This is a genomic window from Streptomyces sp. 12E, assembly GCF_055633275.1.
In genome coordinates this window covers 2,529,728-2,542,309 of the sequence record NZ_JBVNCJ010000001.1, presented here as the reverse complement: position 1 = coordinate 2,542,309, position 12,582 = coordinate 2,529,728, and the positions used below count along the sequence as shown (strand labels likewise).

General features: G+C 75.4%; 9 protein-coding genes and 1 pseudogene. 4 read left to right on the top strand and 6 right to left on the bottom strand.

Translation table 11 applies throughout. The features are described from left to right. Positions 1–14: 14 nt before the first annotated feature. Genes ACZ8ZB_RS11900 through ACZ8ZB_RS11890 form a run of 3 tightly spaced genes read right to left on the bottom strand, consistent with a single transcriptional unit; the run spans position 15 to position 4,498 of the window. Positions 15–920: a zf-HC2 domain-containing protein gene (locus ACZ8ZB_RS11900; protein ID WP_470737683.1), complete on the bottom strand. Its 906-nt coding sequence runs from the start codon at positions 918–920 to the stop codon at positions 15–17. Then, positions 917–1,543 carry an RNA polymerase sigma factor gene (locus ACZ8ZB_RS11895; RefSeq protein WP_470737682.1) on the bottom strand — a complete coding sequence of 209 codons (627 nt, stop codon included), beginning with the start codon at positions 1,541–1,543 and terminating at the stop codon, positions 917–919. The genes ACZ8ZB_RS11900 and ACZ8ZB_RS11895 overlap by 4 nt, the downstream gene beginning before the upstream one ends. A 54-nt stretch (positions 1,544–1,597) precedes the next feature. Further along, positions 1,598–4,498: a beta-N-acetylglucosaminidase domain-containing protein gene (locus tag ACZ8ZB_RS11890; RefSeq protein WP_470737681.1), complete on the bottom strand. Its 2,901-nt coding sequence runs from the start codon at positions 4,496–4,498 to the stop codon at positions 1,598–1,600. 294 nt (positions 4,499–4,792) lie between these two features. On the opposite strand from ACZ8ZB_RS11890, the gene ACZ8ZB_RS11885 reads away from it, so the two are divergent. The 3 genes from ACZ8ZB_RS11885 (at position 4,793) to ACZ8ZB_RS11875 (ending at position 7,602) form a co-directional block, all read left to right on the top strand. Further along, positions 4,793–5,065, top strand: a complete 273-nt coding sequence (locus ACZ8ZB_RS11885) for a hypothetical protein (protein WP_470737680.1) — start codon at positions 4,793–4,795, stop codon at positions 5,063–5,065. A 1-nt stretch (position 5,066) separates the two neighbouring features. Beyond that, complete coding sequence (gene malQ / locus ACZ8ZB_RS11880) at positions 5,067–7,130, top strand: 4-alpha-glucanotransferase (protein WP_470737679.1); 2,064 nt, start codon at positions 5,067–5,069, stop codon at positions 7,128–7,130. A 196-nt stretch (positions 7,131–7,326) separates the two neighbouring features. Next, positions 7,327–7,602 (top strand): hypothetical protein, encoded by a 276-nt coding sequence (locus ACZ8ZB_RS11875; protein WP_470737678.1) that lies wholly within the window; start codon positions 7,327–7,329, stop codon positions 7,600–7,602. A 172-nt stretch (positions 7,603–7,774) separates the two neighbouring features. On the opposite strand, the gene ACZ8ZB_RS11870 is transcribed toward ACZ8ZB_RS11875, so the two are convergent. After that, the gene (locus ACZ8ZB_RS11870; RefSeq protein WP_470737677.1) at positions 7,775–8,281 is read right to left on the bottom strand and encodes a MarR family winged helix-turn-helix transcriptional regulator; all 507 of its coding nucleotides are present in this window, start codon (positions 8,279–8,281) and stop codon (positions 7,775–7,777) included. Positions 8,282–8,405: 124 nt separating this feature from the next. On the opposite strand from ACZ8ZB_RS11870, the gene ACZ8ZB_RS11865 reads away from it, so the two are divergent. Beyond that, on the top strand, positions 8,406–9,407 hold the full coding sequence (locus tag ACZ8ZB_RS11865; RefSeq protein WP_470737676.1) for an EamA family transporter: 1,002 nt from the start codon (positions 8,406–8,408) through the stop codon (positions 9,405–9,407). Here the strand turns inward: ACZ8ZB_RS11865 and ACZ8ZB_RS11860 are convergent. Both ACZ8ZB_RS11860 and pepN read right to left on the bottom strand, forming a co-directional pair. Then, positions 9,329–9,595, bottom strand: a pseudogene (locus ACZ8ZB_RS11860) (hypothetical protein); the annotation flags it as partial. The gene ACZ8ZB_RS11865 and the pseudogene ACZ8ZB_RS11860 sit on opposite strands and share 79 nt — an antisense overlap. Positions 9,596–9,641: 46 nt before the next feature. Then, on the bottom strand, positions 9,642–12,227 hold the full coding sequence (gene pepN, locus ACZ8ZB_RS11855) for an aminopeptidase N (protein WP_470737675.1): 2,586 nt from the start codon (positions 12,225–12,227) through the stop codon (positions 9,642–9,644). Positions 12,228–12,582 lie beyond the last annotated feature (355 nt).

Genomic DNA, 12,582 nt, shown 5'->3' with positions numbered 1-12,582 from the left:
GCGTGGAACCGTACTCAACTCTTCTCCGGGAAGTGGAAGGCGGGACGGCGCGCGGCCAGCAGGGCGGCGGACAGGACGGCCGCGGCCGCCCAGCCGCCCTGCGCCGGGGCGCCGCCGAGGTACGAGGACAGCCGCAGGCCCAGCTCGCGGGTGAGCCCGCCCGGTGCGGTGAGCACCGGACCGAGGACGGCGCACAGCCAGGCGCCGCCGGTCACGGCGGTGGCGACGCGCAGGCCGGTGTAACCGGCCAGGGCCAGTGAGGCGAGGGTCAGCGCGAGACCGGGCAGCAGCCAGGCTGCGGCGTTCGGGGCGCCCGTGGACGGCAGCAGCGCCCCGGCGAGGGTCAGCAGCGGCAGGCTCACCGCCAGTACGGCGGCCGTGCGCGTCAGGACCAGCCGCAGCCCGGCCGAGGGCGTGGCCGCGGTGATCTCGTGCATCGGGTCGGCGTGCGGTCCGTAGGACAGGGCGACCCCGGCGACCGGCACGACCGGGGCGAGGGCCAGCAGCCAGGGCCGTGCGTGGGCGAAGCCGCCCCCGTGGGCGAGCGCGACGGCGCCGACGGCGACGAGCAGCACGGCGGGCAGCCAGGCGCCGCGCACGGCGGGACCCAGCGCCCACAGCACGCGCACGGCTCCCGAGCCGGCGGACGGCCACCGGTACGCCCGCGCGCGGGACGCGGCGGGGCGTCCGAGGCGTCCGGGGGCCGGCGCGGGCGCCGCCGCGGACACCTCGGCCAGGACCGCCTCGCGGACCTCGGCCAGGACCGCTTCCGCCGCCGTCGCGCGCACCGCCCGCGAGACCCGCGCCGCGCAGTCGCCGCAGTGCTCCAGGTGTTTCTCCAGCGACCAGGCGTCCGACTCCGGCAGGGAGCCGTCGGCGTAACAGGTCACAAGGCGGTCGGACGCGTGCCAGTCGTTCATGCCGGGCCTCCCATCGGCGACGGGTTCATCCGGGCGAGGACGGCCCGGAGCTCGGCCCGGGCGCGCGTCGCACGGGACTTGACGGTCCCCTCGGGGATGCCCAGCAGCCGCGCGGTCTCCCGGGTGCTCAGCCCGTCGACGACCGTGGCGCGCAGCACCTCCCGCAGCTCGGGCGAGATCCGGTCGAGGGCGGTGCCCACGTCCCCGTACTCCAGGCCCGCCAGCACCCGGTCCTCGGCGGAGGGCGACGCGGCCCCGGCCTGCGTGCCGCCGTCCCACGCCTCCTCCATCGGCGCCGTGCGCAGCCGCGCGGACCGCTCCTGCGCTCGGAACGCGTCGACCAGGCGCCGCGCGGCGATGGTCCACAGCCAGCCGCCTGCCTGCTCGCCGCGGTGCGCGTCCGCCGAACGCCACACCGTGACGAACGTGTCCTGGAGCACCTCCCGCACGGTCTCGGGGTCGGAGCAGCGCCGGCTCAGCCGGGCGTGCAGCCACCCCGCGTGCCGGTCGTACAGCGCGGCCATCGCCGCCGGGTCCCCGCCCGCGACCGCCTCGAGCAGCGCCGCGTCGGAGTCCCCCTCGTCCTTCTCCCGGTGGCCCCCCACGGGGCGGAACAGTCTCACACCCCGTCTATCGACGGCTCCGGCGGTCCCGGTTCACGGCGGCGGCGGGCCCGGTCACCGGGCGACCGCGTACGCCTCCACCGACCACAGCGAGTAGCCGTACCGCGTGGCGCGCTTCTCGCCCCGGACACGGACGTGGCGCACACCGGGCTCGTCCATGCGGACGGTCTCCCGGCCCCCGCGCCCGTCCCGCACCGTCGCCGCCGTGCGCCAGGTGCGGCCGTCCGCCGACACCTCCACGCGGTACGCCGACGGGTGCGCCTCCTGCCAGTGCAGCGCGACCTTCCCCAGCCGCACCGGGCGCTCCAGCTCGACCTGCCACCAGGCGTCGTCCTCGACCGGCGACGACCAGCGTGTCTCCGGGTCGCCGTCGTTCGCCGCCGCGGCCGGGAAGTCGGGCGTCTCGTCGGCCGAGGACGACGCCCGCCCGGCGCGGGCCAGATCGGGGCCGGCGGTACGCGGGACGGCGTGGACCGTCAGCGTGCGGGCCGCCCCGCCGAAGCCGAGCCGCACGCCGTACGACCCGGTCGGCGTGCCCGGTGCCACGGTCACCTCCACCGGCACCTCCACCGGCGTGCCGCGCGGGGCGGTCAGCGCCTCCTTCGGCACCCGGACCCCGATGCCCTCCGGCGCCGTCACGGTCAGCCTGCCGCGCACCTCGTCGGGGCGCAGCGAGCCGACCGAGACCGTCAGCCGCCGGGTGCCGCCGATGTCGGTGTCCGCGCGGTCGTCGGACAGCTCCAGGGAGGCGGCGGGCGCGTCCGCGTACCAGGGGACCAGGTGCCGCACCCGGGAGGCGTCGGCGCCGGTGACCCGGACGGAGTCCACCGGACCGTCACCGGGCCGCAGTTCGGTGGCGCCCGTCGCGGACAGCGCGCCGAGACGGCGCCACCCCTCACCGGGCGCCCGGACCTCCACCGCCCCTTCCGTGCCGGGCTCGGTGAGCACCGTCACGGCGTCCATCGCGCGGGCGCGCGGCAGGTCGAGGGTGCGGTCGCCGCCGGACCGCGCCGGCGGCTCGTGGTCGATGCCCGCCCAGCTCTCGTACGCCTCCTGCGCCCGGCTCAGGAACGGGTCGAGCACGCCCTCGCCGACCGTCACCCGCGAGGACGCCAGTCGCGCCCGCTGCTCGCCCAGCCGCCGGTACGCCGTCCAGGCGGCGCCCGCGTCCCCGCCCCGCTGCGCGCGGAGCAGGTCCAGGGCGGTGGTGCCGGCCTCGCCGTACCCGGCCAGCCGCCGGGACCACGGGCCGGTCTCGGCGGCGAGCCCGGTCCCGGACAGCCGCTCCGGCAGCTCGCGCAGGACGGCGAAGGCCGCCCGCAGCCGCTCGGCTTCCGCTGTCCCCTCCGCCGTCCCGTCCTTTCCGCGGGCGGTCGTACGGGTCCGCCAGAACGCCTTCATCAGCGGCCGCAGGTACGCCGACTCCTCGCCGCCCAGCACCGAGGACGCGGTGTTCCCGGCGAGCGCGCTCAGGGCCTCCGCGCGCCGGGCGTCACCGCCGGCGAGGTCGGCGATCGCGGCCCGCCAGGACTCCCGGGGGCGGTAGTCGCGCGGGTTCCAGGCGAAGTCGGCGGCGGTGAACAGCGGGACGCGGGACGCCTCGGGCTGCTCCATCGCGTTGGCGAGCAGCGCGGCCGAGCCCGCGGCGACGGCCGGTTCGCGGCCCTGGTAGGGGCCGAGGAAGAGCCGGTCGGGGGCGTAGTCGTTCACCGGGTAGTTGTCCATGGTCACCAGCGGGTGCCCGAACACCTTCCGCGCCTCGGCCAGCTGGCCGCCCGTGATGGTGCGCGGCACCACCCCGACCCCGGTCCACGCCACCTCGACGCCCGCGTCCAGTTCCTCCGCCAGGGCCCGTCGGTAGGCCGTCGGGCCCTCCTCGTAGAACTCGGTGGGCATCAGGGACAGGGCGACGGAGTCCGGGTGGCGCTCCGCCAGGTGCCGGGCCACCGCGTTCGCCACGTGCGCCTGGGCGCGGGCGGCGGCGCCGGGTCCGGAGCCGAACCGGTCGGCGTCCGCCCCGCAGTGCCACTCGCTGTAGCTCACGTCCTGGAACTGCAGCTGGAAGGCGCGGAAGCCGAGCGCCCACATCGCGTCCAGCTTGCGGGTCAGCGCCCGCAGGTCGTCGTCCGAGGCGAAGCACATGGCCTGCCCCGGCGCCACCGCCCAGCCGAGCGTGACGTGGTTGCCGCGTGCCCGCTCGGCCAGCTCCCGGAACTCCGCCCGCCGCTTCGCCGGGTACGGCTCGCGCCAGCGGGCCTGCCGGTAGAGGTCCTCGCCGGGCGCGTAGAGGTACCGGTTCTGCTTGGTGCGGCCCATGAAGTCCAGCTGGGCCAGCCGCTGCCCGTGCGTCCACGGGGTGCCGTAGAAGCCCTCGGTGATGCCGCGCACGGCGGTGCCGGGCCAGTCGCGGACGACGGCCGCGGTGAGCGTGGCGCCGTCCGGGCGCAGCAGCTGGCGCAGCGTCTGCACGGCGTGGAACAGGCCGTCGCCGTCCGCGCCGGTCAGGGAGACGGCGCCCTTGCCGACGGTCAGCGCGTACCCCCCGGCGGGGAGGGCGTGCCGGGGGTCGGTCGAAGCGCGCTCCCTGCCCATACGCACCACGAGCGCCCCCTCGGCCACCGATGCGCCGGGGGTGGTGAACCGGCGTGCGCCCGCTTCCCGCAGCAGCGCGCGGAGCGCGTCGAGGGCGTGCGCGTCGGCCGTCGCATCCGTGACCAGGGCGACCTCCTCGGTCACCGCGACCGGGGCGCCGTTCGCGCGCAGCGAGTGGGGGCGCGGCCACACGGACGGCTCCGCCGTGTCGGCGGCCGGGGCCGTGGCGGCGCCCGGCGCGGGCGGCACGGCCAGGGCGGCGGGCGCGGCGGCCAGGGGCACGGCGCCCAGGATTCCGGTGAGGAAGGCGAGGGCGAGGGCGGCCCTCCTGGCGTTCGCCGTCCTCCCACGCCGCAGCTGCACGGGCCCTCCTGGTCGCTCGACGGGCCGCCCGGCCCGGTGACCGATGCGGCCGTGTCCATTCCGTTACCGGGAAACCCCGAGCCCACCACTTCTGCGGTGAACGTGTCAATGAGAGTGAGCGATGTGGCGTATTTGTCCCGCCGTGGGGGGAGGGGGAAGGGAGAGAATATGACCAGGATCACGTGAGAAGGGTTTGTGCGTCTGACGTCGCGCCCACGGGGTAGGGCTGCGGGATGACCCGCACGACCCGCGCGCCCCGCGTGATCCGCGCCGTGCCCGACGAGGAGGCCATCTGTGGCTGCACCCGCCTACGTTCCTTCCCCCGCCCCGTCCAAACCCGCGGCGGAGCCCTCCGCCGACGTCGAGGAGCCCCACTTCTGCGTCTTCAGCGCGGAAGGGTCCTGCGCCGAGGCCCCGTTGACCAGCGAACCCCCGCTGCCCGACGCCGAACCCCTCACCAGCGAACCGCCGCTCGCCGACGCCACCCCCCTGACCAGCGAGTCCGACGCCTTCCTGGACTCCTCCGGACTCGACCCCTTCCCGGCCCAGTACCGCCCGGAGCCCTAGGGTGAGCGCGCCCCGGCCGGCCGAGCCCCCTTCCGAGGACCTGTCCCGGCTCGCCGCCCTGCACGGCGTCGCCACCTCCTACCAGCCCTCCCCGGACCGCACGGTCGCGGCCTCGGCCACCGCCGTCACCCTCGCGCTGGCCGCCCTCGGCGTGGACGCGGCGACCCCGGAGGCCGTCCGCACCGCCCTCGCCGCCCGTGAACGCGAACTCGGCGAGCGGCTGCTGCCCCCCACCGTGGTCGGCTGGGGCGCCCGCACCCCCGCCGCCCTGGCCGCCCTCCCCGAGGGCACCCGGCTGCACGTGGTCACCGAAGAGGGCGGGACCCGGGCGTCCGCCGAGCACCTCCCGCCCGGCGTGCACGAGGTGACCGCCACCGCTCCCGACGGCCGCACCGCCCGCGCCCACCTGATCGTCGCCCCGCCCGGGCTGCCCGCGCCGCCCGGACGCTCGTACGGACTCCTGGTCCAGCTCTACTCCCTGCTCTCCCGCCGCTCCTGGGGCATGGGCGACCTCACCGACCTCGGCGAACTCGCCGGCTGGGCCGGACGCGCCCTCGGCGCCGGATTCATCCAGGTCAACCCCCTGCACGCGGCCGTCCCCGGCCCGCCGACCGACCCCTCCCCCTACCGCCCCTCCTCCCGCCGCTTCCCCGACCCCGTCCACCTGCGGATCGAGGACGTCCCCGAGTTCGCGTACGTCGACGACCAGGGCCGTGTGCGCGCCCTGCTGGAGCGGGCCGGACGCCTGCGCGAGGCGGTGCTGGAGAAGGGCGCGCTGATCGACCGGGACGCCGTGTGGGAGGCCAAGCGGGAGGCCCTGGAACTGGTGCACGAGGTTCCGCTCGGGCCGGGCCGCCGCGCCGCCTACGACGGCTTCCGCGCCGGAGAGGGCCGCGCCCTGGAGGACCACGCCACCTGGTGCGCGCTCGCCGAGGTCCACGGCGCCGACTGGCACCGCTGGCCCGCCCCGCTGCGCGACCCGCGCTCTCCCGGGACCGCCCGTGCCCGGCGCGAGCTGGCGGACCGCGTCGACTTTCATTCTTGGCTCGTCTGGCTCACCGACGCCCAGCTCACCGCCGCCCAGCGGGCCGCCCGCGAGGCCGGGATGCCGGTCGGGATCGTCCACGACCTCGCCGTCGGCGTCCATCCCGGCGGCGCCGACGCCTGGGCGCAGCAGGAGCACTTCGCGGCCGGCATGTCCGTCGGCGCGCCCCCGGACGCCTTCAACGCGCGCGGCCAGGACTGGGGTCTGCCGCCCTGGCGCCCCGACCGGCTCGCCGCCTCCGGGTACGCCCCCTTCCGCGCCCTGCTCCGGGGCCTGTTCCGGTACGCGGGCGCCCTGCGCGTCGACCACGTCATGGGCCTGTTCCGGCTCTGGTGGGTTCCCGGGGGCCACCCGCCCACGGAGGGCACGTACGTCCGCTACGACGCCGAGGCGATGCTCGCCGTCCTCGTCCTGGAGGCGTCCCGGGCCGGGGCGACGGTGATCGGCGAGGACCTGGGCACCGTCGAGCCCGGCGTGCGCGAGGCGCTGCGCGAGCGGGGCGTGTACGGCACGTCGGTGCTGTGGTTCGAGCGGGACTGGGACGGCGACCGGCGCCCGCTGCCGCCGGACGCCTGGCGCGCGGACTGCCTGGCCACGGCCACCACACACGACCTGCCGCCCACGGCCGCCCGGCTCAGCGGTGAGCACGTGGAGCTCCGGGACGGCCTGGGGCTGCTGACGCGGTCCCTGGAGGAGGAGCGGGCGGAGGCCGCGGCCGACACGGCGGAGTGGCGGGAGCTGTTCGTGCGGCTGGGGCTGATGGAGGCGGGCGCCTCCGAGGAGGCCGAGATCCGGGCCGTCCACCGGTACCTGACGCGGACGCCGGCGCGGATGGTCGGGGTCTGGCTCCCCGACGGCGTCGGCGACCGGCGCCCGCAGAACCTGCCCGGCACGTGGGACCAGTACCCGAACTGGCGGCTGCCGGTCGCGGACGCGCGGGGAAGACCGGTGACGCTGGAGGAACTGACGGGGTCCGCGAGGCTGCGCGCGCTGATGGACGTGCTGAGGGAAGGTCCGTGACCGCGGGCGGTCGTGCCTCCCCCGGCGCCTCGAGGGCCCGGGAGGCGCCCCCGGGACGGCACGGGCGGGCGCCGGGGGCCCGCCCCCTGCGCGGGAGGCGTCCCGCGAGCGCCGGACCGCGCGGGCCCGCCCCCGGCCGAGCCCCTTAGGACACCCCGCGCGCGCGGAGCCCGACCGCGTTGGATAGTTTGGCACCGTGGACAAGAAGAACGCCCTGCGCGCCGGCGCCCTGGCAGCCGGTACGACGCTGATGATGCTGCTCATGTCGTCCCCCGCGCTCGCGCTCACCCGCGACGACGGCGACGACCCCGGTACGGGCCTGAGCGTCGTCGAGACGCTGGGCCTCTACGTCGTGGCTCCGATCGCGCTGTTCGTGATCATCGCCGCCCTGGTGATGATCGGCGACAAGTCGCACAAGAAGAAGGACCCGACCAGCTCCAACATCAGCACCAAGGCCGAAGCCAAGGCCTGACCCGGGTCTCACCGCCTTCCGAGGGCGCCGGCACCGCCGTACGCGGGGCCGGCGCCCTTCGTGCTGCCGCAACGCGCCCTCGCGCGTTCCGGCGTGGCGCGCTCTTCGCGCGGGCGGCATCGGGGAGGCGCCGGTGCACGGCCCCGCCGGCCCGCCGACAACGCCCCCGCCGCTACCTCTCCGTGGCGAGCAGCAGTTCCCGCAGCAGGCCGGCCAGGTGCGCCGCCCGCTCCGCGTCCAGGGCGGACAGCGCCTCGGACTGGGCGGCGAGGCCGGCGCCGACCGCCGTGTCGATCAGCCGCAGCCCCTCCTCGGTGAGCGTGACCTGGAGTCCGCGCCGGTCGTGCGGGTCGGGGGAGCGGCGGAGCAGTCCCGCGCGCTCCAGTTTGTCGAGGCGGCCGGTCATCCCGCCGGTGGTGAGCATCAGCGTGGCGGAGAGCTGGCGGGGGGAGAGGGCGTAGGGCTCCCCGGAGCGGCGCAGGGTGGCGAGGACGTCGAACTCGCCGCGTGAGATCCCGTATGCGGCGTACGCCTTCTCCATCCGGTCGCCCATGGCGCGCGCGAGCCGGAAGACGCGCCCGAAGACCTCCATGCCGGCGGTGTCGAGGTCGGGCCGCACCCGCGCCCACTGCTCGATGATCGCGTCGACGGGGTCCTCGGGGCGCTGCTCTGCGGTCATGGCAGGAGTATCCGCCGGAAGCGGGTCACCCGCAAGAAAGTGGGTCGACGTTAAGCAACTTGACGCCAAGTAGCTTGCGACTAAGCTACTTGTCATTGACCTACTCGGAAGAGGTGCGCCCGTCATGGCCGCGAACCGCGCCACCCTCATCGCGCTCACCGCCCTCGCCCCCGTCTCCTGGGGCACCACCTACGCCGTGGCCACGGAGTTCCTCCCGCCCGACCGCCCGCTGTTCACCGGCCTGACGCGCGCCCTGCCCGCCGGCCTCGTCCTGCTCGCGCTCGTCCGGGTGCTGCCGCGGGGAGCCTGGTGGTGGAAGGCGACGGCGCTGGGCGCGCTCAACATCGGCGCCTTCTTCCCGCTGCTGTTCCTCTCCGCGTACCGGCTGCCCGGCGGCATGGCGGCGGTGGTCGGCTCCGTCGGGCCGCTGTTCGTGGTCGGCCTCTCGGCGCTGCTGCTGGGGCAGCGGCCGACGGCGCGGAACGTGGTCACCGGGTTCGCGGCCGCGTCCGGTGTCAGCCTGGTGGTCCTGAAGGCGGCGGGCGCACTGGATCCACTGGGCGTCCTCGCGGCCCTCGCCTCCACCGCCTCGATGTCCGCCGGCACCGTCCTCACCAAGCGCTGGGGCCGCCCGGAGGGCGTCGGCCCGCTCGCCCTGACGGGCTGGCAGCTGACGGCCGGCGGTCTGCTGATCGCGCCCGTCGCCGTCCTGGCCGAGGGCGCGCCCCCCGCCCTGGACGCCCCGGCGATCGGCGGCTACCTCTACCTCGCCCTGGCCAACACGGCGATCGCGTACTGGCTCTGGTTCCGGGGCATCGGCCGCCTCACCGCCACCCAGGTCACCTTCCTCGGCCCCCTCAGCCCCCTCACGGCGGCGGTGATCGGCTGGGCGGCCCTCGGCGAGACGCTGACCCCGCTGCAACTGACGGGCATGGCACTGGCGTTCGGCGCGACGGTGGCCGGGCAGGTCGCCACGCGCCCCCGCCCGGTCCCCGCGCCGCCCCTCGCCGACCGCCCGCAGGACACCCGGCCGGCCCGGGGCGCGCCTCAACCGCGGGTGGCGGACCGCTCGACGAGGGCGACGGTGGCGCGGGGGTCGTCGACCTCGATGACCAGGCGGTCGTAGGTCTCGGCGTCGGCGAGCTCGACGACGACCGCCTTGTCCGGGTTCTTCACGGCCCAGAAGAGGCGCTCCCCGTCACGCCGGAAACGGCCGGCGGTGATGACGCCCGGGAAGTGCGTGCCGCCGACCCGTACGCCCTTCGGCTCGCGCGCCATCCCGGGATCGTGGGTGGCGCCGCGCACGTGCGCGAGGGCGCCCGGTGCGAAGGCACCGGGCGCCCCCTTCGGGGAACCGGTGCTACCGGGCCGCCCCCGCCGCCGCGTCCGCCGCCTGGGCGCGCAGCGCGCGCTCCACGCCCGCGCGGGACTCCGAGACCAGGCGGCGCAGGGCCGCACCCGGCTCGGCGGACGCCAGCCAGGCGTCCGTCTTGTCGAGGGTCTCGCCGGAGACCTGGACGGCCGGGTAGAGGCCGACCGCGATCTGCTGGGCCATCTCGTGCGAACGGGAAGCCCAGACGTCCGCCAGCACCTCGAAGTACCGGTCCGTGTACGGCGCCAGCAGCTCGCGCTGGTCGGTCTGGACGAAGCCGGAGATGACCGCCTCCTGGACGGCGTTCGGCAGCTTGTCGGACTCCACGACCGAGGCCCACGCCTCCGCCTTGGCCTCCTCGGTCGGGCGGGCCGCGCGGGCGGTCGCGGCGTGCCGCTCACCGGCCGCCGTCCTGTCCCGCTCGTACTCGCTCGCGATCTCCGCCTCGTCGAACCGGCCCACCGCCGCCAGCCGCTGCACGAACGACCAGCGCAGCTCCGTGTCCACGGCCAGCCCCTCGACGGTCTGCGTACCGGCCAGCAGGCCCTCCAGCAGGTCCAGCTGCTCCGGCGTACGGGCCGTCGCCGCGAACGCCCGCGCCCACGCCAGCTGGTGGTCGCCGCCCGGCTCGGCGGACCGCAGGTGGGCCAGCGTGGCGTCGGTCCAGCGGGCCAGCAGGGTCTCGCGGGCGCCGGGATCGGCGTACAGGTCGATCGCCAGCTTCACCTGGCGGTGCAGCGACTGCACGACACCGATGTCGGACTCCTTGCCGATGCCCGACAGCACGAGCGAGAGGTAGTCGCGGGCGGCGAGTTCCGCGTCCCGGGTCATGTCCCAGGCGGAGGCCCAGCACAGGGCGCGGGGCAGGGACTCCGCGAAGTCGCCGAGGTGCTCGGTGACGACGGCGAGCGACTCCTCGTCCAGCCGGACCTTCGCGTACGACAGGTCGTCGTCGTTCAGCAGGACGACCGCCGGGCGGCGCTTGCCGACCAGCTGCGGCACGGCCGTCAGCTCGCCGTCGACGTCCAGCTCGACGCGCTCGCCGCGCACCAGCCTGCCGTTCGCGTCGAGGTCGTAGGCGCCGACCGCGATGCGGTGCGGGCGCAGCGTCGGCTCGCCCTTCGCGCCGGCCGGGAGCGCCGGGGCCTCCTGGCGGACGGCGAAGGAGGTGACGACACCCTCGGCGTCCGTCTCGATCACCGGACGCAGCACGTTGATGCCGGCCGTCTCCAGCCACTGCTTCGACCAGGTCCGCAGATCGCGCCCGGAGGTCTCCTCCAGCGCGCCCAGCAGGTCGGACAGGCGCGTGTTGCCGTACGCGTGGCGCTTGAAGTACGCCTGCACGCCCCGGAAGAACGCGTCCTCACCGACGTACGCGACGAGCTGCTTCAGCACCGACGCGCCCTTGGCGTACGTGATGCCGTCGAAGTTGACCAGCACGTCGTCCAGGTCGCGGATGTCCGCCATGATCGGGTGCGTGGACGGCAGCTGGTCCTGGCGGTAGGCCCAGGTCTTCATGGAGTTCGCGAAGGTCGTCCACGAGTGCGGCCACTTCGAGCCCGGCGCCGCCGCCTGGCAGGCGATGGACGTGTACGTGGCGAACGACTCGTTCAGCCACAGGTCGTTCCACCACTCCATGGTGACCAGGTCGCCGAACCACATGTGGGCCAGCTCGTGCAGGATGGTCTCCGCGCGCACCTCGTACGCCGCGTCGGTCACCTTCGACCGGAAGACGTACTGGTCGCGGATGGTCACCGCGCCCGCGTTCTCCATCGCGCCGGCGTTGAACTCCGGCACGAACAGCTGGTCGTACTTCTCGAACGGGTACGCGTAGTCGAACTTCTCCTGGAACCAGTCGAAGCCCTGCCGGGTGACCTCGAAGATCGCCTCCGAGTCCAGGTACTCGGCCAGCGACGGGCGGCAGTAGATGCCGAGCGGGACGGACCGGCCGTCCTTCTCGTAGACGCTGTGCACGGAGTGGTACGGGCCGACGATCAGCGCCGTGATGTACGACGAGATGCGCGGGGTCGGCTCGAACCGCCAGACGTTCCCCTGCGGTTCGGGCGTCGGGGAGTTGGAGACGACGGTCCAGCCCTCCGGCGCCTTCACGGTGAACCGGAAGGTCGCCTTCAGGTCGGGCTGCTCGAAGCTCGCGAAGACCCGGCGGGCGTCGGGCACCTCGAACTGGGTGTAGAGGTACGCCTGGTCGTCCACCGGGTCGACGAACCGGTGCAGGCCCTCGCCCGTGTTGGTGTACGCGCAGTCGGCCTCCACCCGGAGGATGTTGCGGCCCTTCAGCAGGCCGGGCAGGGCGATGCGGGAGTCCGCGAAGACCTCGGCGGGGTCGAGGGGGTCCCCGTTGAGGGTCACCTCGTGCACGGTGGGAGCCACCAGGTCGATGAAGGTCTCCGCGCCGTCGCCGTCCTCGGCGACGTCGAAGCGCACCGTGGTCACGGACCGGTAGGTGCCGCCCTCCTGCGCGCCGGAGAGGTCGAGATCGATCTCGTACGAGTCAACGGTCAGCAGCTTCGCCCGCTGCCGCGCCTCTTCGCGAGTCAGGTTTGTGCCAGGCACGCGGTCATCTCCTCGATATGTGTGGGTTGCGCCATCCTTCCACGCGACGTCGGGATGAGGCGATGACCGAGCCGGATCATGGGGATACCCCTGTGTCGGCCGGTCGGGGCGTGTCCGGCCGACGGTCCCGCGTGCGGGTGGCCAAGGTGTTCCCACCGCGAGCGGCATCGAGGGTGTGAAGATCAGTCTGAGCCCGCCTCAGGAGGATGTCGCCTTCGTCGACGAGTACGCCGCGCGCACCGACGCCGACTCCAGGTCGGCCGTGACGCACGCCGCGATCGGGCTGCCGAGGCAGGCGCAGCTCGTGCAGGAGCACACCGAGGCGTTCGCCGAGCGGGACGCGGGCGAGGGTGCC